This window comes from Citrobacter sp. Cpo109, assembly GCF_030332565.1.
GTDB classification, from domain to species: domain Bacteria; phylum Pseudomonadota; class Gammaproteobacteria; order Enterobacterales; family Enterobacteriaceae; genus Citrobacter; species Citrobacter portucalensis.
On sequence record NZ_JAOWHQ010000057.1, the window covers coordinates 34,981 to 58,772 of the forward strand.

Genomic DNA, 23,792 nt, shown 5'->3' on the forward strand with positions numbered 1-23,792 from the left:
TTTTTAGTTACAACATACTTATTTATAGGGATAGGTTATGACGTTTAATTTTCGCCGTAGTGCGCTGCAGCTAGGTATCGCCGCGCTGTTTGCCTCCGCTTTTAATGCACAAGCTGCCGATATTCCGCAGGTGAAAGTCACGGTTAACGACAAACAATGTGAACCGATGACTATCACGGTTAATGCAGGGAAAACGCAGTTCATCATCCAGAACCATAGCCAGAAAGCGCTGGAGTGGGAGATCCTCAAAGGCGTTATGGTGGTTGAAGAGCGCGAAAACATTGCACCGGGCTTTAGCCAGAAAATGACCGCTAACCTCCAGCCTGGCGAATATGATATGACCTGCGGCCTGTTGACTAACCCGAAAGGCAAACTGATCGTAAAAGGTAGCGCAACGGCGGATGCCGCGCAAAGCGATGCTCTGCTGAGTCTGAGCGGCGCGATTACCGAATACAAAGCCTATGTGACAGCCGAAACCGCGCAGTTGGTTGCGGGCACCAAAGCCTTTACCGATGCGATTAAAGCTGGCGATCTGGAAAAAGCGAAATCGCTGTATGCGCCAACCCGTCAGCATTATGAGCGTATTGAACCGATTGCTGAACTGTTCTCCGATCTCGATGGCAGCATCGATGCACGTGAAGATGATTATGAGCAAAAAGCCGCCGATCCTAAATTCACCGGCTTCCACCGCCTGGAGAAAGCGCTGTTTGGCGACAATACCACCAAAGGTATGGATAAGTACGCCGACCAATTAAACAGCGATGTTCTTGACCTGCAAACGCGTATTAGCGAGCTGGCTTTCCCACCGTCTAAAGTTGTTGGCGGGGCAGCAGGACTGATTGAAGAAGTTGCTGCCAGCAAAATCAGTGGGGAAGAAGATCGCTATAGCCATACCGATCTGTGGGATTTCCAGGCCAACGTCGATGGTGCGCAGAAAATTGTCGATCTCCTGCGTCCTCAGTTGCAAAAATCCAATGCTGAACTGCTTGCGAAGGTGGATGCGAACTTCAAAAAGGTCGATACCATTCTGAGCAAGTACCGTACCAAAGACGGCTTTGAAACCTATGACAAACTGACTGATGCCGATCGTAATGCACTGAAAGGGCCAATCACGACGCTGGCGGAAGATTTGTCGCAATTACGCGGTGTTCTGGGTCTGGACTAAGCACTATGCAGCAAGATAATGAAAACGGCGTGAGCGAACCGTCACGCCGACGTTTACTGAAAGGGATGGGCGCCCTGGGTGGGGCGCTGGCGCTGGCGGGTGGGTGTCCGGTTGCCCACGCGCAAAAATCACAAAGCGCGCCGGGCACGTTGTCTCCGGATGCACGTAGTGAAGCGCAGCCGTTTTATGGTCAGCATCAGGCGGGGATCCTGACGCCGCAGCAGGCATCAATGATGCTGGTGGCATTCGATGTTCTCGCCAGCGATAAGGCCGATCTTGAGCGGTTATTCCGGTTGCTGACCAGCCGGTTTGCGTTTCTGACCACCGGTGGACCGGCGCCGGATACGCCGAATCCGCGTCTCCCCCCTATGGATTCAGGTATCCTCGGTGCATACATTGCGCCAGACAACCTGACGATGACGTTGTCAGTCGGCTCCTCGCTGTTTGATGAACGCTATGGCCTGAAATCGCAGATGCCGAAAAAGCTGCAAAAAATGACCCGTTTCCCGAATGATTCGCTGGATGCGGCGCTGTGCCATGGCGATGTGCTGCTGCAGATTTGTGCCAACACCCAGGACACCGTCATCCACGCGTTGCGCGATATCATTAAACATACACCCGATCTCCTTAGCGTGCGCTGGAAACGTGAAGGTTTTATTTCCGACCACGCCGCACGTAGTAAAGGCAAAGAGACCCCGGTCAATTTGCTTGGCTTTAAAGACGGCACCGCGAATCCGGACGCTACGGATGCGAAGTTGATGCAAGACGTGGTGTGGGTTACGGACGGGCAGGGCGAGCCTGACTGGGCACAAGGCGGTAGCTATCAGGCCGTCAGGCTCATTCAGTTTCGCGTTGAGTTCTGGGACCGTACGCCGCTGAAAGAGCAGCAAACGATTTTTGGTCGCGATAAACACACCGGCGCGCCGCTGGGTATGCAGCATGAGCATGATGTGCCTGACTATGCCAGCGATCCTGAAGGCGAGGTGATTGCGCTCGACAGCCATATCCGTCTCGCAAATCCGCGTACGAAAGAGACCGACTCCAGCCTGATGATGCGTCGTGGCTACAGTTATTCGCTCGGTGTGACTAATTCCGGTCAACTGGATATGGGGCTGTTGTTTGTCTGCTATCAACACGATCTGGAAAAAGGTTTTTTGACAGTGCAGAAACGTCTGAACGGTGAAGCGCTGGAAGAATATGTCAAACCGATTGGTGGGGGATATTTCTTTGCTTTGCCGGGTGTTAAAACTGCAGACAATTATCTGGGACAGTCTCTGCTTGAAGCCTGATGATTATGCCCCGCAGTACAGCGGGGTTTTTCCTGACATCTTGATGAAGGAACAAACTATTTTTTATGATCGGTATGCGACTGAAATAATTCTGTCATCTCTCTGCAAGAGACTGTCTCTGGTGATAAGATAGAATTTAAGTTAACAGTAAGTAAAAATATTGTTGCATTAGCGAAAGGTTATGATGTACTTATAAGTAATAGCGGTAGTTCCCGGCGGTGATTGTCATTCACTATGGAGATCGCGAATGGAAAAGTCCTGTATTGGACACGTTTTTCACAGTAACAGCAGTACCTTACGCGGACGTTTCTCTTCCGGTAGCCTCCTCGTCACCGCTAAATCTCTCTCTTATTCACTTCTTATCTTCGCAACTGACGCCCTGTACGGTGCGCGTAGCTGTGCGTGGCGTCTTATCCGAAAGCAAGCAATGGCTTACAAGGAAGCCAACCCTCAGATGTTCGTGCGCATAATCGTGCCGCCAACGGCGCGTGTGATGTATACCTACAACTCAAGGTGCTATCCATGGGAAGACAAAAAGCAGTGATCAAAGCTCGTCGTGAAGCAAAACGTGTGCTGAGGCGGGATTCGCGTAGCCATAAGCAACGTGAAGATGAATCGGTCACCTCGCTTGTGCAGATGGGCGGCGTAGAAGCGATTGGTATGGCGCGTGACAGTCGCGACGCCTCGCCAATCACGGCGCGGAATGAAGCTCAGGCGCACTACCTGAATGCTATCGAGAGTAAACAGCTGATCTTCGCCACCGGTGAAGCCGGGTGTGGTAAAACCTGGATCAGCGCGGCAAAAGCAGCAGAGGCCCTGATCCATAAAGATGTGGACAGGATCATTGTAACCCGTCCAGTTCTGCAAGCTGATGAAGACCTCGGCTTCTTACCTGGAGATGTTTCCGAGAAGTTTGCTCCCTATTTTCGCCCCGTGTATGACGTGCTTGTCAAACGGCTGGGAGCCTCCTTCATGCAATATTGCCTGCGACCTGAGATTGGTAAGGTGGAAATCGCGCCGTTCGCCTATATGCGTGGACGTACATTTGAAAATGCAGTGGTCATTCTTGACGAGGCTCAGAACGTCACTGCTGCGCAAATGAAGATGTTTTTGACCCGCCTCGGGGAGAATGTGACGGTGATTGTGAATGGGGATGTGACCCAGTGCGATCTACCAGCCCACGTTCGCTCAGGGCTTAGCGATGCGCTGGCCCGTTTCGAAGAAGATGAGATGGTTGGGATTGTTCGTTTCAATAAAGACGATTGCGTCCGCTCTGCGCTCTGTCAGCGGACGCTCAACGCTTACAACTGATATGTACTCCGTCTTCAAGGCCCGGGAAACCGGGCTTTGTTGTTTGACGCCAGTACATGACCGGTCGGGGCTTCTCATCCCCCCGCAGATGTGCAACATGCGAAAAAAAAAGCCCGTACTTTCGTACGAGCTCTTCTTAAAATATGGCGGTGAGGGGGGGATTCGAACCCCCGATACGTTGCCGTATACACACTTTCCAGGCGTGCTCCTTCAGCCACTCGGACACCTCACCATATTGTTGTCCCTGTGCTACCGGAACGGGCGCTAATGTAGGGGAAACACCGCCCCGCCGTCAATCAACTTTTTGAAAAAAATGTGCATTTACACAAACTTCAAGCAACATGGAGCATAAATAAGCGGGAATTGTTTTTTTTGCCAGCATCCTAAAATTTGCTACTCTGATGTTCCCTCGAAAAATGATGATAATAAGTGCGAGAAAGTTCCGCACAACAATGTTCAGGAGACAATATGGATATAATTTTCTATCACCCAACATTCGATACGACCTGGTGGATTAATGCGTTGGCAAAGGCAATACCTGGTGCGAACGTACGCGAGTGGAAAGCGGGTGATAATGCACATGCTGACTATGCGCTGGTCTGGCATCCGCCGGTTGAAATGCTCGCAGGACGAAAATTAAAAGCCGTATTTGCGCTGGGAGCGGGTGTCGATTCTATTCTCAGTAAACTCAATGCTCATCCGGAAATGTTGGATGCGTCGATCCCGCTTTTCCGTCTGGAAGATACGGGTATGGGCCTGCAAATGCAGGAATATGCGGTCAGTCAGGTGCTGCACTGGTTTCGTCGCTTTGATGATTATCAGGCATTGAAAAATCAGGCGAAATGGCAACCGTTGTCAGAATATACTCGCGAGGAATTTACCGTCGGGATCATGGGGGCAGGGGTATTGGGTGCAAAAGTTGCCGAAAGCCTGCAAGCATGGGGATTCCCACTGCGCTGCTGGAGTCGTACGCGTAAATCCTGGTCTGGCGTGGAAAGCTTCGCCGGTACTGAGGAACTGGGCGCATTTTTGAGTCAAACTCGCGTGCTGATCAACCTCCTGCCTAATACGGCAGAAACCGTAGGCATTATTAACGCTGATTTACTTAGCCAATTGCAGGATGGCGCCTACGTGCTGAACCTTGCACGCGGTGTTCATCTCAATGAAGACGATCTTCTGGCATCGCTGGACAGCGGCAAGGTGAAGGGGGCCATGCTGGATGTTTATAGCCGTGAACCGCTGCCAGAAAACAGCCCATTATGGAAACATCCGCGTGTGGCGATGACGCCACATATTGCCGCAGTTACCCGTCCGGCAGAAGCGGTGGACTATATCTCCCGCACGATTATGAACCTGGAGAGCGGGCAAGTCGTAACAGGTCAGGTCAATCGCGTTCGGGGATATTGATGGTAACCCGGCAAGTACCGGGTTTCAGCTAAAATACCCGCCATACTTCAAGCTGGATGTGCGTTGGCTACGGTTGTTCACCTGCCTACGACTCGAATTTTTAGGGTATTAATGGCGGCGATACCTGCTATCCTTGACGGAAAATGACTACAGGAGAGAGTTATGTATCCCGTTGACCTGCATATGCATACCGTCGCCAGCACCCACGCCTACAGCACCTTAAGTGATTACATCGCGGAAGCTCGTCGCAAAGGCATCAAGCTATTTGCCATTACCGATCATGGACCGGACATGGCGGATGCGCCACACCACTGGCACTTTATCAATATGCGTATTTGGCCACGTGTCGTGGATGGCGTGGGGATCCTGCGAGGAATAGAAGCCAATATTAAGAATATTGAAGGTGAAATTGACTGTTCAGGTCCGATGTTTACCTCCCTGGACCTCATTATTGCGGGCTTCCATGAGCCGGTTTTTGCCCCTCACGATAAAGACACCAATACCCAGGCAATGATAGCTACGATGGCCAGCGGTAATGTGCACATCATCAGCCATCCGGGAAATCCAAAGTATCCTGTTGATATTAAAGCAATTGCGAAGGCGGCGGCAAAGTACCAGGTTGCACTGGAAATCAATAACTCTTCGTTTTTGCATTCGCGTAAGGGCAGTGAGGATAATTGTCGTGCGGTTGCTGCGGCTGTACGTGATGCTGGCGGCTGGGTGGCGTTAGGGTCGGATTCACATACCGCTTTCACGCTGGGAGAATTTGGCGAATGCCGTAAAATCCTGGATGATGTTAATTTCCCTGAAGACAGAATTTTAAACGTCACACCTAAACGTCTATTGGCGTTTCTGGAATCGCGAGGCATGGAGCCGATCGCGGAATTTGCTGAACTGTAATTGTTACTAACTGGAATATATCAATGAACGAGTTTTCTATCCTGTGTCGTGTACTGGGCTCGCTGTTTTACCGCCAACCGCAGGACCCTTTACTGGTTCCCCTGTTTACCTTAATTAGTGAAGGTAAACTGTCCGCCAACTGGCCGCTGGAACAGGACGAACTGCTCACCCGTTTACAGAAGAGCTGCGATATGCCCCAGCTGGCTGCAGATTACAACGCGCTGTTTGTCGGTGACGAGTGTGCAGTGCCGCCATATCGTAGTGCCTGGGTAGAAGGGGCGAAAGAATCCGATGTTCGTGCATTTCTTTCAGCCCGGGGCATGCCGCTGGCTGATACACCGGCAGATCACATTGGTACGCTGTTGCTGGCGGCTTCATGGCTTGAGGACCAGTCTGCGGAAGATGAAAGTGAGGCGCTTGAAACCTTGTTTGTAGACTACTTGCTGCCCTGGTGCGGTACGTTCCTTGGAAAAGTTGAAGCGCACGCGAACACGCCTTTCTGGCGTACGATAGCACCGCTGACGCGTGATGCCATTGGTGCGATGTGGGACGAATTGCAGGAAGATACAGACGAATAAATGTGATGCGTATCACTTAATAGTGCAACTCAATTTATAAGCTTGCATAAATTGTGTGCGCGATCTCATTCCCATGCCGTTTTTCTGCTAAGATGCGCGGCATGAACATACTTCTCTCAATTGCAATCACAACGGGCATTCTCTCCGGGATCTGGGGATGGGTGGCCGTTTCTCTTGGTTTACTCAGTTGGGCTGGCTTTCTGGGTTGTACGGCTTATTTCGCCTGCCCGCAAGGTGGGTTAAAAGGACTGTGGATCTCGGCGTGTACGCTGCTAAGCGGTGTGGTGTGGGCGTTGGTGATTATTAACGGTAGCGCGCTTGCTCCGCATATGGACATTATTGGTTATGTCATGACAGGAATTGTCGCGTTTCTGATGTGTATCCAGGCAAAGCAATGGTTGCTTTCATTTGTACCGGGCACGTTCATTGGCGCATGTGCAACATTTGCAGGGCAGGGGGACTGGCGACTGGTTGTTCCGTCATTGGCACTGGGTCTGGTATTCGGCTATGCGATGAAAAACAGTGGTCTGTGGCTGGCATCTCGCCGTGAAAATAGAATATCGTCGACGCTGACCAGTAAATAAAAAAGCGTGAGGGATTTCCTCACGCTTTTTATGCTGTATAGACCCATCAGGATTCTGGCGGTACCGACATATGACGGTATTTAACCAGAATGTCATTATCAACTTGTTTCTTATCCTGCAAATCCCACAATCCGCGATCGATGCCGTCATTAATCAGGAAGATAACGCCCGTTTCAATCGCTGACATCAGACAAAGCATAACCGGTTCGTTAGAGGTGTAACCAATTTCACCTTCCAACAGACGCTGGTAGTCAATAAAGCGGAACACCCCAGCCTGTACTTCATAAGACAGAATGGTTTTACTGGTATTCACTGACGACAGGATCTCACCGGTGCTGACGTTAACTACGCGCAGGTTTACCGCTATCTGGTCGAGCTGGTATTGCGTATCAGCGCCAATACCAAAATAACGTGCACCGACACCACCGGATTTAACGTTGCTTTCATAACCGATAATTGACCCTTCCACCATGACGTTTGCCGCGGTCAGGGACTGTAGCGGGATCCGGTTATTAATCGCAACCGTACCGTTTTCCTGAGCTGCACGAATGATTTTGCGTTCGTTAAGCAAGTTCTGTAACCCCTGACGTTCCAGTGGGACGAACCAACGAGAATCTTTCAATGCGGTGACAAGCATAGCCGTGGCGCTTTGCGGGACGGCGGTTGAGAAGTTACTTGCCGGGTAAGGTTTAAATTGGCCAGTCTCATCCTGAATGTTGTATACCGACACAAAGATCTTACCTGTAGGCATAGGCAGATGCGTCAAGTCTTTATAGCTTTGGGCTCGGGGCATTAATGTCGGCTTAGCGGCTTCTTGAGGCGGGGCTGTTAAACATCCGCTGAGTAAAATTACTGCCACCATGATAAGTAAACGCTGCATGATTATTTCCTTTCGTGGCTATAACTTAGAAGTCGGTCGACTGTGTTTGTAAACCCGACACTTCAATAGTCGAAGTTTTCCCCGATTTCCTGTCGGTGACATTCAATTGCAGTTGTCCGTCCCGGTTGGCGATATCAATGATAAAATCATTGGTCACCATTCTTCCTGGTTTACCGGTATTAATGTTGGTGAGTAGGCCACCGAGAATTTGTGACTGAATCGCCTGAGTAAAGTTATCCAGAGCTGACGGGGTTTCAATACCGTAATCGTCATAGCTTGGATCTTTATATGAGTTCTGGGCCTGGGCGCTGTTCAACAGAAAAGCACCATTATTCGGGTTGCCACCAAAGTTTGGGTTGCGAAACTGGAACGTCATGTTTCCGGCCCAACTTAATGGTGAAATTAGCATGAGCAAAACCACTGCATGTTTAACACGCATGAAAGCCTCCGGACAAAATCATGTTTTAGAATTCATCACGCGCTAAATCGCTAGTGCTTAATAGTGTTTGATCTATTTGCCGGCGATTTAATGCTTCTTCAGTTTCTGCCAATGCGAAGACAACTATTTTGTCGAAGTCTCTTTTCGTTGGGAATAAAAAAGTCTGGAAGATAACGTCTTGATTGACCGTTATGGTGATCCAACTTCCCCAACGCGCACTGGGTCTTTCATTAATGGTTAAGTTTCCTGTGTACTCGCTTTCCCACTTATCACTAAAGGCCCGATAAAAATCATGACCGATTGAAGAGACAGTGTGGTCAGTTAACAGTCCGGGAACCTCCACCTCTACGGTTGTCGCTGCGTGCAGACTCCCGGCAGCAAAGAATAAATTTGCTGCCACAATCCAGGTCAAATAGCGTTTCATGGCTTTATCGCCTGAGGTTATCATTGGCCCATGAGACCGCCTGCGTACGATTTTTGACAGCTATCTTTTTGAAAAGATTATAAAGATGTGTTTTTACCGTATTTTCACTGATAAACAGTGAGCGAGCGATTTCAATATTTGAGGCGCCGATACGCAATTTATTAAGGATCTCTTTTTCACGGTGCGTCAGCAGTGCCGACTCCGTGCTGTTATAACGATAATTTCCAGAATGCGTGATCAGATAACTGGCAAGTTTTTGCGTGAAGTAACATTCACCGCGCAAGATACCCTGCAAGCCGCTTACAACACGCTGCTCGTCTTCAGTTGCGTAAAAAACACCATTGATATGCGGCCAGTTTTCGATATCCCGATAAGGGTAATCATCAGGAGTATTCAACAATAACGTCTTTATATTGTTGTTTTTTCTACTCAAATTATCTTGCCAGTAATGGATCAGTTTTTTATCTGCCTCCATCATATCCAGTAAAACAATGCAGCTGGAGGATATATCATCCAGAGAACGTTGAATATTATGTAGTTTTCCGGTGAGTGCCAGTGATTGTTTTAAATGCTGTAATAATGCAGTTGCCTGCAAAGAAGGTTTTGTGATCAACAATAATGTATGACCATGAATACTATGGACTTCATTAAACATGATGAAACTCCACTTTTTAGTCGCACACCTGACAGCTGTCTCTACTAAAATAGAGGCACCAGAAGTACTGACAGATGTTGCACTGCTGTGTAGATATAAAATATCGACCCAAAGGGGTGAAAATATTAAAACAAATGGACTTCAACTGATTTCAATCTAGCTATTACAAATCTTAAAGCAAGTGTTAAACATGTAACAACTTGTAAAATTATATATTAAAATGTGATTTTATGGTTTTATTAGAGTTTAGATTTGATAGGAAAGTTGTACATTTTACCTTTGCTGCATAGATTTAAAAAATCATACAAATTATAGTAACACATTGATTTTAAGTCATTTAATTAATGATTGTTGAGTTTTAAATTTCTAATGAATTCTAAAATCCTTATCTCAATTTACGTTGGTCAATTTTAGATGGAAAAAAATGACCTTTGTCACGACTTGTACCGATGTCTATCTCGACGTTGTACTGAGAGGCCCTGATATCGTGCAAAATGCACTTTCTCAGTGACTGCATAGAAATTCATTACTGATAGCAAAATAAAAATAAAATCCAGACCTGAAGCGATGTTATTCACTGTTAATTAGTACTTTGGTGTGAATCCGGATATAAAAATACCACTCGCGGGTGAGTTATTTAAAATGTTTCCACGGACATACTCTTCATCGTAACGTGGCGTTAACAAATGTAAGTCATGTTAACAACAATTTGAGTGGTAATTAATTTAACTTCATGTACGACCAGGTCCAGGGTGACAACATGAAAAACAAATTGTTATTTATGATGTTTACAATACTGGGTGTGCCTGGGATTGCATCCGCAACCAGTTATGATTTAGCTAATTCAGAATATAACTTTGCGGTAAATGAATTAAGTAAGTCTTCATTTAATCAGGCAGCCATTATTGGTCAGGTTGGTACTGCTAATAGTGCAAATACTCGCCAGGAGGGCACTAAGTTATTGTCGGTCATTTCGCAAGAAGGTTCAGGTAACCGGGCGAAAACAGAACAGACGGGATCAAATAACTTTGCATATATTGATCAAACGGGTAGCTCTAATGATGCGAGTATTAAACAAAGCTCTTACGGTAATACGGCGATGATTATCCAGAAAGGCTCTGGTAATAAAGCCAATATTACCCAGTACGGTACACAAAAAACAGCAGTTGTGGTGCAGAGACAGTCGCAAATGGCAATTCGCGTTACTCAACGCTAATCCATAAACGACGTTTAAATCAATCCGATGGGGGTTTACCATGAAACTTTTAAAAGTGGCAGCATTCGCAGCAATCGTAGTTTCTGGCAGTGCTCTGGCAGGTGTTGTTCCGCAATGGGGCGGTAATCATCATGGTGGCGGTAGCAACTATGGCCCAGACTCTTCAATGAGTATTTACCAATTTGGCTCTAGTAACGTTGCGAATGCGCTGCAAAGTGATGCACGTAAATCAGACGTGACTATCACACAACACGGACATGGTAACGGTGCGACCGTCGGCCAAGGTGCTGATGATAGTACCATTAGCCTGAAACAGACCGGCTTCCAGAACAGTGCTACTATCGATCAGTGGAATGCAAAAAATGCTGATATCAGCGTAACTCAGTTCGGTGGTCGTAACGGTGCTGTGGTTAATCAGACAGCGTCTGACTCCAATGTGCTGATTCAGCAGGTTGGTTATGGCAACAATGCTACAGCTAACCAGCACTAATTCAGTTTTCTGACTGATAATAAACAGGGCGAAAGCCCTGTTTTTTTTCGGGAGAATATTATGCACACGCTATTACTCATTGCCGCGTTGGCAAATCAAATAACATTCAATACAACTCAGCAAGGTGACATGTACACCATTATTCCTCAGGTGACATTAGCTCAACCGTGCGTATGTGAAGTGCAAGTTCTTGCCGTACGTAAAGGAAAGGGCGGACAAAGTCAGTCACAGCAGAAAACAAGCCTTTCGGTCCCTGCTAATCGGCCAATTGAATTAACAAAAATGAGCTTTAATATTTCACCGGAGGATTCGGTTAAAATTATCGTTACCGTTTCTGACGGGCAGTCTCTGCATCTGTCGCAACAATGGCCTGACTCAAACAGTCACCCATAATTTTTTGCCGGATTTGCATTAAGGGTGTGGCTGGGAGTGCGGTGCTGTTCTATGAATATAGAAACGAACAAACGTTTTATTTGATCGTAACTCGCAGCGGTGAAGGATCATTGTGATCCCTCAAGGATGATTAATCATTGAGGAACCCTTATGTGTACATTCTTAAAGCGTATTTTAAATACCGGTTTGTGGGCTTTTTCTCTTTTAACCCTCCCCGCAATGGCGACGCAAATCTTACCCGGCGGGGTTATTCATTTTCGTGGTGCAATAGTTGAAGCACCTTGCGACGTTAACACTCGACAACAACAGATTGAATTGTCATGTATGCGTGATGGCACGATGAGTAATAGTCTCTACGACCTGCAACAGGTCACGACAGCGCCTCAGAGTGTGCAACAAATTGCCACGGTGAAAATGCATTACCTCAATGAACAGAAAAGCATGGCTATTCTGAATATTGAATATAAATGAATCATTCTGGCGTAGGTATGCACGCTTATGGCTAAAAAATGAGATTTCAAGGAAAACCCTGCTGTACACTTAACGGAGAGTGTTTTGTCAGGGGGAACTTATGCAATCGCGTGTTCATGTGTTACAGGGCGACATTACGACGATCGCGGTAGATGTGATCGTCAATGCGGCCAACTCCTCGTTACTGGGAGGAGGTGGAGTCGATGGCGCGATTCATCGTGCTGCCGGGCCTGCGTTGTTGGAGGCCTGCAAACAGGTTATACAACAACAGGGAGAATGCCCGACCGGGCATGCTGTTATCACGCTGGCTGGCGCGCTTCCGGCAAAAGCAGTTATTCACACCGTAGGGCCCGTCTGGCAAGGCGGTGATCACCACGAGGCTGAACGACTTGAAGAGGCCTATCTAAATACATTGCAACTGGCCTTAGCCAATGGTTATCAATCCATTGCTTTTCCAGCGATAAGCACCGGTGCTTATGGTTACCCACGCGCTGCAGCAGCAGAGATCGCGGTGAAAACGGTGTTGAAATTTATCACCCGGCGTACGCTTCCCGAACAAATATACTTCGTGTGCTTTGATGAAGAAAACGCTCGACTATACAAGAGATTACTTACCCAACAAGGCGATGAACGCACGGACTGATATGACGCGACTTGAGCGTGCCATCACGCCGCTATGCGTAAACCACCCGGGAGAATGCGGCATTCTGACGTTGGATGACAGCCTGGATGCGTTTGCTGCTCGCTATCGGTTGACGGAAATGGCGGAACGAACCCTGGATGTTCAGTATTACATCTGGGAAAGCGACATGTCCGGGCTATTGTTATTTTCCGTTTTGCTGACCGCAGCGAAGCGGGGCGTCCGGGTGCGTTTGTTGCTGGATGATAACAACACGCCAGGTCTGGATGACACGCTGCGTTTGCTGGACAATCACCCTAATATTGAAGTTCGCCTGTTTAATCCCTTTTCCTTTCGCATCCTGCGTGCCCTGGGCTATTTAACCGATTTTGCCCGGTTGAATCGGCGTATGCACAACAAAAGTTATACCGCTGACGGCGTCGTAACTCTTGTGGGGGGGCGAAATATAGGCGATGCCTATTTTGGCGCAGGCGAACAACCACTGTTTTCCGATCTGGACGTTATGGCTATTGGGCCGGTTGTCCAGGATGTTGCAGACGACTTTGAGCGTTACTGGCACTGCCGCTCGGTTTCAACATTGCAAAACGTACTTGAGGTGGCAGAACCTGCTTCTACGCAAAAAATCGAACTTCCTGAATCCTGGTATAATGATGACATCACGCGTCGCTATCTACATAAGCTGGAAACCAGCCAGTTTGTGACCCATCTCGATCAGAGGTCGCTGCCGCTAATTTGGGCGAAAACGCGCTTACTGAGTGATGATCCTGCAAAAGGAGAGGGGAAAGCGCCGCGCCACTCACTATTACCGCAGCGTTTGTTTGACGTGATGGGATCTCCCACCGAGCGTATTGATATTATTTCCGCCTACTTTGTACCCACTCGCGCCGGTGTGGCGCAGCTCCTGAGACTGGTGAGAAAAGGCGTTAAGATCGCAATTTTAACTAATTCTCTGGCGGCGAATGATGTTGCAGTCGTTCACGCGGGCTATGCGCGTTGGCGAAAAAAACTCCTGCGCTACGGCGTGGAGTTATACGAGCTCAAACCGACCCGCGATCGCGTTTCAGCAGTACACGACCGGGGATTAACCGGTAATTCAGGCTCCAGCCTGCATGCGAAAACCTTCAGTATTGACGGTCGTAAAGTGTTTATCGGCTCGCTTAATTTTGATCCCCGTTCAACGCTGCTCAATACGGAAATGGGGTTTGTGATTGAGAGTGAAGTACTGGCTGAGTTGATTCATAAACGTTTTATGCAAAGTCAGCGTGATATGGCCTGGCAACTACGTCTTGACCGTTGGGGCAGAATTAACTGGGTTGATCGGCTTTCTGGCAGCGAACAGGTACTGAAAAAAGAACCCGCTACAGGATTCTGGAAGCGGGTTCTGGTGAGGCTTGCATCCGTGTTGCCCATTGAATGGCTGCTCTGAACCATTCAATGCAAGAAAACTAACCGGCAACCGCCTTGTTTTTATCCTGCTTAATCGGCGGTTTACCCGAAAAGAGAAACTTCAGCACCGGGATCCGTAAATGGATTTCGTACAGTATGACCGCAATTCCAACCACAAAAAGAAGGCCGCAGAGAAAACCCAGCAGATTCGACTTGATGTGCGGTGTGATATACGCGCCAAAAAACAGCGTTAACGGGTGGTGCACCAAATAGATGAACAGCGACGCGTTGACAAAATAGGTCACGCGAGCCGACTGGAAATTCAGTAAACGGTGGCCAAGCGAAAAGACGACGTTTACCATCCAGAGCCCCATGACCATGGTAATGACATATTCGGTTTCATACATCCAGGCATCGCCGTTGCCGTAACGTTGATTGAGCAGGTATGCGACAAATGCGAATGCGGCGCCTAGCGTGCAGCCGCGCGATGGCGTGGTAAACAGTGCTTTCAGATTAGGATTGATAAACGCCAGCGCGCCGAGCATAAAGAAAGGCACATAGAACAGCGTTTGCATAACGATAAAATTAAACATGCCGTCGCTGAGAATCGAAGGGTAGAGGATGAAAATCGTTCTTCTGACGACGGCATAGCCGACACCCAACAATATAAAAATCAACGTTAATTTGGTCATCGACACCCCCGATGCAGGGGTACCGTTTCCACGCGATAGTCTGTTTTTCATTTGGGTAAACACCCACATACTCAGGGTCGTTAACACCACCAGAACCAGTAAAAACCACAGATGGGAAATCAGCTCCCAGGCCAGCGCATTGTATTTGTCGTAGCCGCTGAGGGTATGCCAGCTGTCTGCTTTCCCTTTCACGTATTGCAGCATGATAAATTGCGGCAGCGTAAGCAGCGGAATCGCGGTCAGCATAGGGATCCCCACGCGTTCTACACGCACTTTCCACCAGCGCTTTAACGGATAGCGCAAAAAAAGCATGTAGGAAAAATAACCTGAAATGACAAAGAAGACCTGCATGCGAAATGCATGGATAAAGTCGTTAAAAAGGGTTAACCACCACGAAGGTTCTGCGCTGTTCACGTGCCAGGTGTGGGTGGAGTAGATCAATGAAATATGGAATGGGATCCCTAACAACATTAGCCAGGCACGGATGGAGTCAAGAAAATATTCACGTGGTGGTGATACAGAGCTCATAGACAGTTACGTATTCTCAGACTTTTCGTCTTATCCCTAAGACGAATAATGGTTACATTCGAGGGCAACCCTACACGAAGTCCAACAACCTGTCTCCAGGATAAGCACGCAAAGTGAAAACAGGCAGATGAACCTGCTTAAACCATGAGCCAGCGCGCGAACAATACAGGGATTCAGTTGTCGGAGTACCCGATTATCCATTAAAATGGATCGGATCAATATAAGCACACAAAGGGGGAAGTGCTTACTAATTATGAAACATAAACTACAAATGATGAAAATGCGTTGGTTGGGTGCAGCAGTCATGTTAACGCTGTACACATCATCGAGCTGGGCGTTCAGTATTGATGATGTTGCAAAACAAGCTCAATCCTTAGCCGGGAAAGGCTATGAGGCGCCAAAAAGTAACTTGCCCTCCGTTTTCCGCGACATGAAATATGCGGATTATCAACAGATCCAGTTCAATCGCGATAAAGCGTACTGGAGCAATCTCAAGACCCCATTTAAGCTCGAGTTCTACCACCAGGGTATGTACTTCGACACGCCGGTCAAAATCAACGAAGTTACCGCCACGGCGGTGAAAAGAATCAAATACAGCCCGGATTATTTTAATTTTGGCGATGTTCAGCATGATAAAGACACGGTAAAAGATCTCGGCTTCGCCGGGTTCAAAGTGCTGTATCCGATCAACAGCAAAGATAAAAACGATGAAATCGTCAGCATGCTCGGTGCCAGCTATTTTCGCGTTCTGGGCGCAGGTCAGGTCTACGGCCTGTCAGCGCGTGGCCTCGCGATTGATACCGCTCTGCCTTCTGGTGAAGAATTTCCCCGCTTCCGTGAGTTTTGGATCGAGCGTCCGAAACCGACTGATAAACGTTTAACCATTTATGCTTTGTTGGATTCTCCGCGTGCAACCGGAGCGTATCGTTTTGTCATTATTCCAGGTCGTGACACTGTCGTTGATGTTCAGTCCAAAGTTTACCTACGCGACAAAGTGGGCAAACTGGGCGTGGCACCGTTAACCAGTATGTTCCTGTTTGGACCGAACCAGCCGTCTCCGGCGACAAACTATCGTCCGGAACTGCATGATTCTAACGGTTTGTCTATCCATGCCGGCAACGGGGAGTGGATTTGGCGTCCGCTGAATAACCCGAAACATCTCGCGGTGAGCAGCTTCGCTATGGAAAACCCGCAAGGATTCGGACTGTTGCAGCGTGGCCGTCAGTTCTCACGTTTTGAAGATATCGACGATCGTTACGATCTGCGCCCAAGCGCCTGGATCACGCCAAAAGGTGACTGGGGTAAAGGTAAGATTGAGTTAGTTGAAATCCCAACTAACGATGAAACGAACGATAACATCGTTGCGTACTGGACGCCGGATCAACTGCCTGAAGCGGGCAAAGAGATGAACTTCAAGTACACTCTGACGTTCACGCGTGATGAAGACAAACTTCATGCGCCGGAAAGCGCCTGGGTACAGCAGACTCGTCGTTCTACCGGTGATGTAAAACAGTCCAACCTGATTCGTCAGCCTGACGGTACCATCGCGTTTGTGGTGGACTTTACCGGCACAGATATGAAAAAGCTGCCGCAGGATACCCCGGTTACCGCACAAACCAGTATTGGCGACAACGGCGAAATCGTTGAAAGCACTGTGCGCTATAACCCGGTATCTAAAGGTTGGCGTTTGATGCTGCGCGTGAAAGTGAAAGACGTGAAGAAAACCACTGAAATGCGTGCTGCCTTGGTCAATGCCGATCAGACGCTGAGTGAAACCTGGAGCTACCAGTTACCTGCCAATGAATAAGACAACTGAGTATATTGACGCAATGCCGCTTTCGGATATCGAGAAAGCGGCACTGCCGAAAACTGACATCCGCGCCGTTCATCAGGCGCTGGATGCCGAGCATCGTACTTACTCGCGCGAAGATGATTCACCGCAGGGGTCTGTGAAAGCTCGCCTTGAGCAAGCATGGCCGGATTCTTTGGCTAAAGAGCAGTTGGTTAAGGACGATGAGGGCCGCGATCAGCTGCAGGCGATGCCAAAAGCAACGCGTACCTCTATGTTCCCCGATCCCTGGCGTACCAACCCGGTTGGCCGTTTTTGGGATCGCTTGCGTGGGCGCGATGTGACGCCTCGTTATCTTTCGCGTTTGACGAAAGAAGAACAAGAAAGCGAGCAAAAATGGCGTACTGTAGGCACCATCCGCCGCTATACGCTGTTGATTCTAACGCTGGCGCAAACGGTCGTAGCAACCTGGTATATGAAGACGATCCTCCCGTATCAGGGTTGGGCATTCATTAATCCGATAGACATGATGGGGCAGGATTTATGGGTCTCCTTTATGCAATTGCTGCCCTACATGCTCCAGACCGGCATTCTTATTTTGTTTGCTGTGCTTTTCTGTTGGGTGTCTGCGGGATTCTGGACCGCGCTGATGGGCTTCCTGCAACTGCTGATTGGGCGAGATAAGTACAGTATCTCGGCCTCAACGGTTGGGGATGAACCGCTGAATCCTGAACACCGTACTGCGCTGATTATGCCTATCTGTAACGAAGACGTTGACCGCGTATTTGCGGGACTGCGCGCTACGTGGGAATCGGTCAAAGCAACGGGCAACGCCGAACATTTCGATGTTTATATCCTGAGTGACAGCTACAACCCTGATATCTGCGTAGCAGAACAAAAAGCGTGGATGGAGCTGATTGCTGAGGTGCAGGGCGAAGGGCAGATTTTCTACCGCCGTCGTCGTCGTCGCGTGAAGCGTAAAAGCGGCAACATTGATGACTTCTGTCGTCGCTGGGGAAATCAGTACAGCTACATGGTGGTGCTGGACGCTGACTCAGTGATGAGCGGTGACTGTCTGAGCGGCCTGGTGCGTCTGATGGAAGCGAATCCGAATGCCGGGATTATCCAGTCTTCACCGAAGGCTTCCGGTATGGATACGCTGTATGCGCGCTGCCAGCAGTTTGCGACCCGTGTTTATGGACCGCTGTTTACCGCCGGGCTTCACTTCTGGCAGTTAGGGGAGTCACACTACTGGGGTCACAACGCCATTATCCGTGTGAAGCCGTTTATCGAGCACTGTGCGCTCGCGCCGTTACCGGGCGAAGGCTCGTTTGCGGGATCAATCCTCTCCCATGACTTCGTGGAAGCGGCATTGATGCGTCGTGCTGGCTGGGGTGTGTGGATTGCTTACGATCTGCCGGGCTCTTATGAAGAACTGCCGCCGAACCTGCTGGATGAACTCAAGCGTGACCGCCGCTGGTGCCACGGCAACCTGATGAACTTCCGTTTGTTCCTTGTGAAAGGGATGCACCCGGTTCACCGTGCGGTATTCCTGACCGGTGTAATGTCCTATCTGTCTGCGCCGCTTTGGTTTATGTTCCTCGCGCTCTCTACCGCATTGCAGGTGGTGCATGCGTTGACGGAGCCGCAGTACTTCCTGCAACCGCGCCAGCTGTTCCCGGTTTGGCCGCAGTGGCGTCCTGAACTGGCGATCGCGCTGTTTGCTTCAACGATGGTGCTGCTGTTCCTGCCGAAGCTGCTGAGTATTTTGCTCATCTGGTGTAAAGGGACGAAAGAGTACGGCGGGTTTATCCGCGTCACGCTGTCGCTACTGTTGGAAGTTCTGTTCTCCGTGCTGCTGGCGCCGGTGCGTATGCTGTTCCACACCGTCTTCGTCGTGAGTGCCTTCCTCGGTTGGGAAGTTGTCTGGAATTCGCCGCAGCGTGATGACGATTCGACCCCGTGGGGTGAAGCGTTTATGCGTCACGGTTCCCAGTTACTGTTGGGGCTGGTGTGGGCTGTGGGTATGGCCTGGCTCGATCTGCGTTTCCTGTTCTGGCTGGCACCGATAGTCTTCTCGCTGATCCTGTCGCCGTTTGTTTCTGTGATTTCCAGCCGTTCCACGGTGGGGTTACGTACCAAGCGCTGGAAGCTGTTCCTGATCCCGGAAGAGTATTCTCCGCCGCAGGTGCTGGTGGATACCGATACCTATCTGGTGATGAACCGTAAACGCACGCTGGACGATGGCTTTATGCATGCGGTGTTTAATCCGTCGTTTAACGCACTGGCCACGGCCATGGCGACTGCACGCCACCGCGCCAGCAACGTGCTGGAGATTGCACGCGATCGTCATGTGGAACAGGCACTGAACGAAACGCCGGAGAAACTGAATCGCGATCGCCGCCTGGTGTTGTTGAGCGATCCGGTGACCATGGCGCGTTTACATTACCGTGTCTGGAATTCACCTGATAAGTATTCTTCGTGGGTGAACTACTATCAGGGACTGACACTGAACCCGCTGGCGCTCAGGAAAAAATAAGCGTTCTGTAACGTGAAAATACCGGCCTGGTGCCGGTATTTTTTTATATTGAATAGAATGAGTCGTGAGGTAGCCGGTGCGAATTTTGGCTGTAGGAATAATGATCTTCTTCCTGAGCGGATGCGGCAGCATTATTAGTCGTACCATCCCAGGGCAAGGACACGGAAACCAATACTATCCTGGCGTGCAATGGGATGTTAGGGACTCCGCATGGCGCTACGTCACTATCCTCGATCTGCCATTTTCGCTGGTGTTTGATACGTTGCTGCTGCCGCTCGACATACATCATGGACCTTACGAGTAATTATCGCTCATCCCATTCATCGGCTGCGGTCTGCCCCTCTTCAGTATCAAGGGGAGGTTCCAGCTGGAATTCACCTTCATCCCATTCGTGAAGCGTATTTTCTTCCTGCCACTCCTGGCGGATTTCAATTTCATCATAGTCGCCATCAAAAACGCTCTGGGCCGCTTCTCCGCTCAGGATTGGAAGACATTCACCATCTACATCATCCTCGTCAGCAAAGAATTCCGCCTGCCACATAATGTCGCCATCCTGTAGCACGTATTTTTGGACGCTTAGCTGTTGAACGCTGGCGTCGTCTGACTCAAGGTCAGGGTTATCAGCCAGAAACACTTCACGAGCTGCATCAATAGCCTCTTCCAACGTGGCATAAAAATTCATGTCATTCTTTGCCATATTTCTTCTCCTAAAGCGAACAATAAAGGGGATGATTCAATCTATAGACGGCGATCCGCAGAGCGTCAAACCCGTTAGCTGCATGGCTCTCTCAATCAGATGATTACTGCCTGCAATGCCTACGAGACCAAGTGAAAGTAACTCCGGTTGTTTATGAAAAAATTTACATTGGCAGATACTGAAGCCGACGTAATATCAGGAAAAAAATTCAAGAAAAAAGAGTAATGTATGTGGTTTGCAATGTAGTAATGAAAATCGAAAAATTAAAAAATGACGTTATATAAGGAAATCTTCAGGGTTAAACGTTCTTTTTTATGTGTTTTAGCGGGGGGATCCGATCGCTTATGACGCAATATTTCATAACTTAATAAAAATAAAGAAGAAAATTAATGCCCAATACGGAAGTGTCGCAGGGGCAATCAATGAAAGTGGCTAAACTTAGTGGTGTCTCTGGTAGTGACAAAGTATCTTTTGTGTATGGGGGGTGTGAATGGTGTGAGTGATACTTAAATAGTATACATAATAAAATATTATTAATGACAAAGGTTATAAATCTATAAGAAACCATTAAATAAGAAATGAATTAGTGTCATTGAATCTGTGCAGATATAATAGTTTGCAAAATCTTATGCTTTATTATATAAAATGCAAAATTAAGAAAGCCCTGAAGGTTGTTATGGATAACGACAATTCAAATAATAGAAGGTTAATGGCTTTCTATATAATCTGTTTGGCTAGCTATGTTCTTGGTGGAGTGTGTCTTACACAATTTAAATTAACGATACAAAGTGTCCCGCAAACAGTATATCTGATTATAATTGTAGGGTTGTTCTTTTTATATGGGATAATCTTCCTGTTTATGTTATTCCAGTATCTTTGTAGAAAAGATCTCACCTGCCTTATGATATTAGGTATGGCGTTTCTTGGGAATAACATATTTTTCATCGAGACTATCTACATCGTTCAGGACTTGATTAATGATTATGCCTCAATCGAAAAAAGAACTAACGATATAGCCATATTCTATTACTTTCGGCAGATTAGTTTCATAGCTCTACTATTTGTTTCATTAAAATCTTATAAAGTATCCTCGACAGTTATTGAAACCAAAGAAAGAGAACCTTGCTATATCGTTCTGTCTTTTTTAATCATGCTTGTTATCGCGGTGGTGGCGCACGCTCTGGCCAGTTATAACCCTAATTTTACACTCGAGATCACAAGCGTGAAGCCTGATAATGTCACTGTGCACTGGCATATTGGGTACATTTATTCGCTAATTGTATCCTGGGGACTGGTCCTGTTGTATTTAATCATTAAAACCAGAACGCATAACATCTTGTGGAAAAGTATAGGGCTATTGTGTTGCTCAGCAATATTGACCAATGTACTACTTCTGAGCCTGGATGAATATAGCATGTATATTTGGTATGTTAGCCGGGGGATTGAGGTGATAAGTGCCCTGTGTATAATCTCAATACTGATGTACAACACCTTCATCATCTTAAAAAAAGAAACGGATTCAGCTATCAAAGACGCAATGACTAAAATATATAATCGTAAACTATTCTATAAGTCATTAAAATCATCATTAGCAAAAGGCGCAGTGTGTGTAATGGTTCTGGATATTGATAAATTCAAACGGATTAACGATACCTACGGTCATCAGGAAGGTGACAGAGTAATAATCAGCATTGTCGATATTATCAATAAATCAATCAGAGATACGGATATTTTTGCCAGAGTAGGCGGCGAAGAATTTGCGATCCTTCTTAAGTGTAACGATAAAGATGAGGCAATTGTTGTTGCAGAGCGAATTAGGCGAAATGTAGAGAACGGTACGACAATACCAAATTCATATGAGTTAAAAGAAAAAATGACGATAAGTATCGGTGTATATTGCAGCAAAATTGATGATGAATCAGCGGATAAAGTTGTTTCATACGCCGATGCCGCTTTGTATGAAGCCAAAAATTCTGGCAGAAATAAGGTGTGTTACTATTATCATTAAGGTTGAAATATACGCCGTGTAAGATAAATTTATTATTCCGAACCGGCGAATACAAATACACAAATCATCCCACGACCTCTGTACTCCGACGACGGCGCAGGCTATTCCACGAGTACAGGGCGTTAAATAGTACGACGCCCGCGGTCACACAGAAAACGGCTCGAAAACCGTAGTTTGCGGATATCGCTGCCCCCATTAGAGGTCCTGTTACGTTACCGATATCGCGAAATGATTGGTTATAACTGAAAATACGTCCAGCTATTTGATTGGTCGAGTTGTAAACCAGCAGCGTTTGTACCGCCGGGAGCAGAGCGCCGTCGGCCGCACCCAATAAAAAGCGCAGAACACCAAGCTGCCAGGGCGTATGGACAAATGACATTGGAATAAGCAGTAACACAGAAACGATCAACGCGACGATCAGGATCTTCTCCGGGCCAATTCGATCGCCTAATTTGCCAAGTTTCGGGGCGCTGATTAATGCCGCAACGCCGGGGACAGAGGCTATCATCCCACTGATAAACGCAATATTGCTGACGTTGCCAGCCAACTCTCGAACGTACAGTGTCAGTATTGGCGCGATAGAACCGGTGGCTACCTGAATGATCAAAGTGGTGATAAACAGGCTCAGCACCAGTTTGGGGTTCTTTAAAGAGGCCACGACTTCACGAATGTGCAGCATTTCCTTCTTGCTCACCGGCTGGAAATGTTCGCGGATAAAAAATAGCGTCAGGATGAAGCAGACCAGCAGCACGCTGGCGGTGATGAAAAATACAGGGCGTAGTCCGTACTGATCCGCGAGGAGGCCGCCAGCTAGCGGCCCGAGCAGTGCGCCACTAACGCCACCGGTTGAAAGCGTTCCCAGAGCCCAGCCGCTTTTATTGCGTGGAACCTGGGTGGCGATCAGTGCATTCGCATTGGGGATGAATCCACCAAGCAGCCCTAACAAGGCGCGCAGGATTAAGAACTGCCAGATATTTTGCGCCAGTCCCATCAGCAGCATCACAATTGCCATGCCCAACGCGGAACGCAGCAGCATGATTTTTCGTCCTTTGCGATCGGCAAGGCCACCCCAGAAAGGAGAGGCAATGGCTGAAAAGAGAAAAGTGATGCTGAAGACCAGGCCCGACCACATATTCAGGGCGCTATGACCCGTGACGCCGAGACTCTCGACGTAAAGAGGCAAAAAGGGCATGACCAGGCTAAATGCTGCTCCGGTTAGAAAACAACCTAACCAGGCAACGGTGAGGTTGCGTTTCCAGTTTATGGGGGCATCTGAGGGTGACATAGCGATCCGCAGTGTGATGCGCTGTT

Annotated in this window: 25 protein-coding genes and 1 tRNA gene; 18 read left to right on the plus strand and 8 right to left on the minus strand. The window is 48.1% G+C overall.

Annotation, left to right across the window (positions count from 1 at the left end):
• Window positions 1–37: 37 nt before the first annotated feature.
• The 4 genes from efeO (at window position 38) to phoH (ending at window position 3,765) form a co-directional block, all read left to right on the plus strand.
• Window positions 38–1,165 (plus strand): iron uptake system protein EfeO, encoded by a 1,128-nt coding sequence (gene efeO / locus OGY71_RS10910; RefSeq protein ID WP_003832073.1) that lies wholly within the window; start codon window positions 38–40, stop codon window positions 1,163–1,165.
• 5 nt (window positions 1,166–1,170) lie between these two features.
• Window positions 1,171–2,454, plus strand: coding sequence for an iron uptake transporter deferrochelatase/peroxidase subunit (efeB, locus tag OGY71_RS10915; RefSeq protein WP_003832075.1), 1,284 nt, complete (start codon window positions 1,171–1,173; stop codon window positions 2,452–2,454).
• 247 nt (window positions 2,455–2,701) lie between these two features.
• Window positions 2,702–2,998: a hypothetical protein gene (locus OGY71_RS10920; RefSeq protein WP_003832077.1), complete on the plus strand. Its 297-nt coding sequence runs from the start codon at window positions 2,702–2,704 to the stop codon at window positions 2,996–2,998.
• Entirely contained in the window at window positions 2,977–3,765 is a 789-nt protein-coding gene (gene phoH / locus OGY71_RS10925; RefSeq protein WP_003832078.1) for a phosphate starvation-inducible protein PhoH, read from the plus strand. Before OGY71_RS10920 ends, phoH begins: the two co-directional genes overlap by 22 nt.
• A gap of 144 nt (window positions 3,766–3,909) precedes the next feature.
• Here phoH and OGY71_RS10930 read toward each other — a convergent pair.
• Window positions 3,910–3,997: transfer RNA gene (locus OGY71_RS10930), tRNA-Ser, on the minus strand.
• Window positions 3,998–4,233: 236 nt separating this feature from the next.
• Here OGY71_RS10930 and ghrA point away from each other — a divergent pair.
• The 4 genes from ghrA to OGY71_RS10950 all read left to right on the plus strand — a co-directional run bounded on the left by ghrA (window position 4,234) and on the right by OGY71_RS10950 (window position 7,234).
• Entirely contained in the window at window positions 4,234–5,172 is a 939-nt protein-coding gene (gene ghrA / locus OGY71_RS10935) for a glyoxylate/hydroxypyruvate reductase GhrA (protein WP_003832080.1), read from the plus strand.
• 162 nt (window positions 5,173–5,334) lie between these two features.
• Window positions 5,335–6,072 carry a phosphatase gene (locus OGY71_RS10940; protein WP_003832082.1) on the plus strand — a complete coding sequence of 246 codons (738 nt, stop codon included), beginning with the start codon at window positions 5,335–5,337 and terminating at the stop codon, window positions 6,070–6,072.
• 23 nt (window positions 6,073–6,095) lie between these two features.
• On the plus strand, window positions 6,096–6,650 hold the full coding sequence (locus tag OGY71_RS10945; RefSeq protein WP_003832084.1) for a TorD/DmsD family molecular chaperone: 555 nt from the start codon (window positions 6,096–6,098) through the stop codon (window positions 6,648–6,650).
• 101 nt (window positions 6,651–6,751) lie between these two features.
• Window positions 6,752–7,234: a DUF1097 domain-containing protein gene (locus OGY71_RS10950; protein ID WP_032934412.1), complete on the plus strand. Its 483-nt coding sequence runs from the start codon at window positions 6,752–6,754 to the stop codon at window positions 7,232–7,234.
• A gap of 46 nt (window positions 7,235–7,280) precedes the next feature.
• Here the strand turns inward: OGY71_RS10950 and csgG are convergent, their stop codons facing one another.
• The 4 genes from csgG to csgD are packed head-to-tail and all read right to left on the minus strand — an operon-like array spanning window position 7,281 to window position 9,632.
• Window positions 7,281–8,114 carry a curli production assembly/transport protein CsgG gene (gene csgG / locus OGY71_RS10955; RefSeq protein ID WP_003036082.1) on the minus strand — a complete coding sequence of 278 codons (834 nt, stop codon included), beginning with the start codon at window positions 8,112–8,114 and terminating at the stop codon, window positions 7,281–7,283.
• Window positions 8,115–8,139: 25 nt separating this feature from the next.
• Window positions 8,140–8,553: a curli production assembly/transport protein CsgF gene (gene csgF / locus OGY71_RS10960; RefSeq protein ID WP_003832089.1), complete on the minus strand. Its 414-nt coding sequence runs from the start codon at window positions 8,551–8,553 to the stop codon at window positions 8,140–8,142.
• A 25-nt stretch (window positions 8,554–8,578) separates the two neighbouring features.
• Entirely contained in the window at window positions 8,579–8,977 is a 399-nt protein-coding gene (gene csgE / locus OGY71_RS10965) for a curli production assembly/transport protein CsgE (RefSeq protein WP_003832091.1), read from the minus strand.
• A 4-nt stretch (window positions 8,978–8,981) separates the two neighbouring features.
• Entirely contained in the window at window positions 8,982–9,632 is a 651-nt protein-coding gene (csgD, locus tag OGY71_RS10970) for a biofilm master transcriptional regulator CsgD (RefSeq protein ID WP_003832092.1), read from the minus strand.
• A 760-nt stretch (window positions 9,633–10,392) separates the two neighbouring features.
• On the opposite strand from csgD, the gene csgB reads away from it, so the two are divergent.
• The 6 genes from csgB to OGY71_RS11000 all read left to right on the plus strand — a co-directional run bounded on the left by csgB (window position 10,393) and on the right by OGY71_RS11000 (window position 14,268).
• Entirely contained in the window at window positions 10,393–10,848 is a 456-nt protein-coding gene (gene csgB, locus OGY71_RS10975; RefSeq protein ID WP_003832095.1) for a curli minor subunit CsgB, read from the plus strand.
• Window positions 10,849–10,888: 40 nt separating this feature from the next.
• The gene (csgA, locus tag OGY71_RS10980; protein ID WP_003832097.1) at window positions 10,889–11,338 is read left to right on the plus strand and encodes a curli major subunit CsgA; all 450 of its coding nucleotides are present in this window, start codon (window positions 10,889–10,891) and stop codon (window positions 11,336–11,338) included.
• Window positions 11,339–11,398: 60 nt separating this feature from the next.
• On the plus strand, window positions 11,399–11,731 hold the full coding sequence (gene csgC, locus OGY71_RS10985) for a curli assembly chaperone CsgC (protein WP_020996502.1): 333 nt from the start codon (window positions 11,399–11,401) through the stop codon (window positions 11,729–11,731).
• Between the two features lie 150 nt (window positions 11,732–11,881).
• Entirely contained in the window at window positions 11,882–12,202 is a 321-nt protein-coding gene (locus tag OGY71_RS10990; RefSeq protein ID WP_003832101.1) for a YmdA family protein, read from the plus strand.
• A 100-nt stretch (window positions 12,203–12,302) separates the two neighbouring features.
• Window positions 12,303–12,845, plus strand: coding sequence for an O-acetyl-ADP-ribose deacetylase (gene ymdB, locus OGY71_RS10995; protein WP_164562948.1), 543 nt, complete (start codon window positions 12,303–12,305; stop codon window positions 12,843–12,845).
• Complete coding sequence (locus tag OGY71_RS11000; RefSeq protein WP_370613217.1) at window positions 12,778–14,268, plus strand: phospholipase D family protein; 1,491 nt, start codon at window positions 12,778–12,780, stop codon at window positions 14,266–14,268. Before ymdB ends, OGY71_RS11000 begins: the two co-directional genes overlap by 68 nt.
• Before the next feature lie 19 nt (window positions 14,269–14,287).
• Here the strand turns inward: OGY71_RS11000 and mdoC are convergent, their stop codons facing one another.
• Entirely contained in the window at window positions 14,288–15,448 is a 1,161-nt protein-coding gene (gene mdoC / locus OGY71_RS11005) for a glucans biosynthesis protein MdoC (protein ID WP_193135214.1), read from the minus strand.
• A 271-nt stretch (window positions 15,449–15,719) separates the two neighbouring features.
• Here mdoC and mdoG point away from each other — a divergent pair, with 271 nt between their 5' ends.
• The 3 genes from mdoG (at window position 15,720) to OGY71_RS11020 (ending at window position 20,080) form a co-directional block, all read left to right on the plus strand.
• Window positions 15,720–17,255: a glucans biosynthesis protein MdoG gene (gene mdoG, locus OGY71_RS11010; RefSeq protein ID WP_103014639.1), complete on the plus strand. Its 1,536-nt coding sequence runs from the start codon at window positions 15,720–15,722 to the stop codon at window positions 17,253–17,255.
• Window positions 17,248–19,776: a glucans biosynthesis glucosyltransferase MdoH gene (gene mdoH / locus OGY71_RS11015; protein ID WP_032934414.1), complete on the plus strand. Its 2,529-nt coding sequence runs from the start codon at window positions 17,248–17,250 to the stop codon at window positions 19,774–19,776. Before mdoG ends, mdoH begins: the two co-directional genes overlap by 8 nt.
• 76 nt (window positions 19,777–19,852) lie before the next feature.
• Complete coding sequence (locus tag OGY71_RS11020) at window positions 19,853–20,080, plus strand: YceK/YidQ family lipoprotein (protein WP_003832117.1); 228 nt, start codon at window positions 19,853–19,855, stop codon at window positions 20,078–20,080.
• Here the strand turns inward: OGY71_RS11020 and OGY71_RS11025 are convergent, their stop codons facing one another.
• On the minus strand, window positions 20,081–20,458 hold the full coding sequence (locus tag OGY71_RS11025) for a MysB family protein (RefSeq protein ID WP_008784346.1): 378 nt from the start codon (window positions 20,456–20,458) through the stop codon (window positions 20,081–20,083).
• A 691-nt stretch (window positions 20,459–21,149) separates the two neighbouring features.
• Here OGY71_RS11025 and OGY71_RS11030 point away from each other — a divergent pair.
• A complete protein-coding gene (locus OGY71_RS11030; RefSeq protein WP_286613308.1) occupies window positions 21,150–22,481 on the plus strand; it encodes a sensor domain-containing diguanylate cyclase in 1,332 nt (443 codons plus the stop codon).
• A 64-nt stretch (window positions 22,482–22,545) separates the two neighbouring features.
• On the opposite strand, the gene mdtG is transcribed toward OGY71_RS11030, so the two are convergent.
• Window positions 22,546–23,766: a multidrug efflux MFS transporter MdtG gene (gene mdtG, locus OGY71_RS11035; RefSeq protein ID WP_148362134.1), complete on the minus strand. Its 1,221-nt coding sequence runs from the start codon at window positions 23,764–23,766 to the stop codon at window positions 22,546–22,548.
• Window positions 23,767–23,792 lie beyond the last annotated feature (26 nt).

Bases quoted from the DNA above. Each gene is read 5' to 3' on its own strand.
- efeO (WP_003832073.1), top strand. From the start codon at position 38: ATGACGTTTAATTTTCGCCGTAGTGCGCTGCAGCTAGGTATCGCCGCG.
- efeB (WP_003832075.1), top strand. From the start codon at position 1,171: ATGCAGCAAGATAATGAAAACGGCGTGAGCGAACCGTCACGCCGACGT.
- OGY71_RS10920 (WP_003832077.1), top strand. From the start codon at position 2,702: ATGGAAAAGTCCTGTATTGGACACGTTTTTCACAGTAACAGCAGTACC.
- phoH (WP_003832078.1), top strand. From the start codon at position 2,977: ATGGGAAGACAAAAAGCAGTGATCAAAGCTCGTCGTGAAGCAAAACGT.
- ghrA (WP_003832080.1), top strand. From the start codon at position 4,234: ATGGATATAATTTTCTATCACCCAACATTCGATACGACCTGGTGGATT.
- OGY71_RS10940 (WP_003832082.1), top strand. From the start codon at position 5,335: ATGTATCCCGTTGACCTGCATATGCATACCGTCGCCAGCACCCACGCC.
- OGY71_RS10945 (WP_003832084.1), top strand. From the start codon at position 6,096: ATGAACGAGTTTTCTATCCTGTGTCGTGTACTGGGCTCGCTGTTTTAC.
- OGY71_RS10950 (WP_032934412.1), top strand. From the start codon at position 6,752: ATGAACATACTTCTCTCAATTGCAATCACAACGGGCATTCTCTCCGGG.
- csgG (WP_003036082.1), bottom strand. From the start codon at position 8,114: ATGCAGCGTTTACTTATCATGGTGGCAGTAATTTTACTCAGCGGATGT.
- csgF (WP_003832089.1), bottom strand. From the start codon at position 8,553: ATGCGTGTTAAACATGCAGTGGTTTTGCTCATGCTAATTTCACCATTA.
- csgE (WP_003832091.1), bottom strand. From the start codon at position 8,977: ATGAAACGCTATTTGACCTGGATTGTGGCAGCAAATTTATTCTTTGCT.
- csgD (WP_003832092.1), bottom strand. From the start codon at position 9,632: ATGTTTAATGAAGTCCATAGTATTCATGGTCATACATTATTGTTGATC.
- csgB (WP_003832095.1), top strand. From the start codon at position 10,393: ATGAAAAACAAATTGTTATTTATGATGTTTACAATACTGGGTGTGCCT.
- csgA (WP_003832097.1), top strand. From the start codon at position 10,889: ATGAAACTTTTAAAAGTGGCAGCATTCGCAGCAATCGTAGTTTCTGGC.
- csgC (WP_020996502.1), top strand. From the start codon at position 11,399: ATGCACACGCTATTACTCATTGCCGCGTTGGCAAATCAAATAACATTC.
- OGY71_RS10990 (WP_003832101.1), top strand. From the start codon at position 11,882: ATGTGTACATTCTTAAAGCGTATTTTAAATACCGGTTTGTGGGCTTTT.
- ymdB (WP_164562948.1), top strand. From the start codon at position 12,303: ATGCAATCGCGTGTTCATGTGTTACAGGGCGACATTACGACGATCGCG.
- mdoC (WP_193135214.1), bottom strand. From the start codon at position 15,448: ATGAGCTCTGTATCACCACCACGTGAATATTTTCTTGACTCCATCCGT.
- mdoG (WP_103014639.1), top strand. From the start codon at position 15,720: ATGATGAAAATGCGTTGGTTGGGTGCAGCAGTCATGTTAACGCTGTAC.
- mdoH (WP_032934414.1), top strand. From the start codon at position 17,248: ATGAATAAGACAACTGAGTATATTGACGCAATGCCGCTTTCGGATATC.
- OGY71_RS11025 (WP_008784346.1), bottom strand. From the start codon at position 20,458: ATGAATTTTTATGCCACGTTGGAAGAGGCTATTGATGCAGCTCGTGAA.
- OGY71_RS11030 (WP_286613308.1), top strand. From the start codon at position 21,150: ATGGATAACGACAATTCAAATAATAGAAGGTTAATGGCTTTCTATATA.
- mdtG (WP_148362134.1), bottom strand. From the start codon at position 23,766: ATGTCACCCTCAGATGCCCCCATAAACTGGAAACGCAACCTCACCGTT.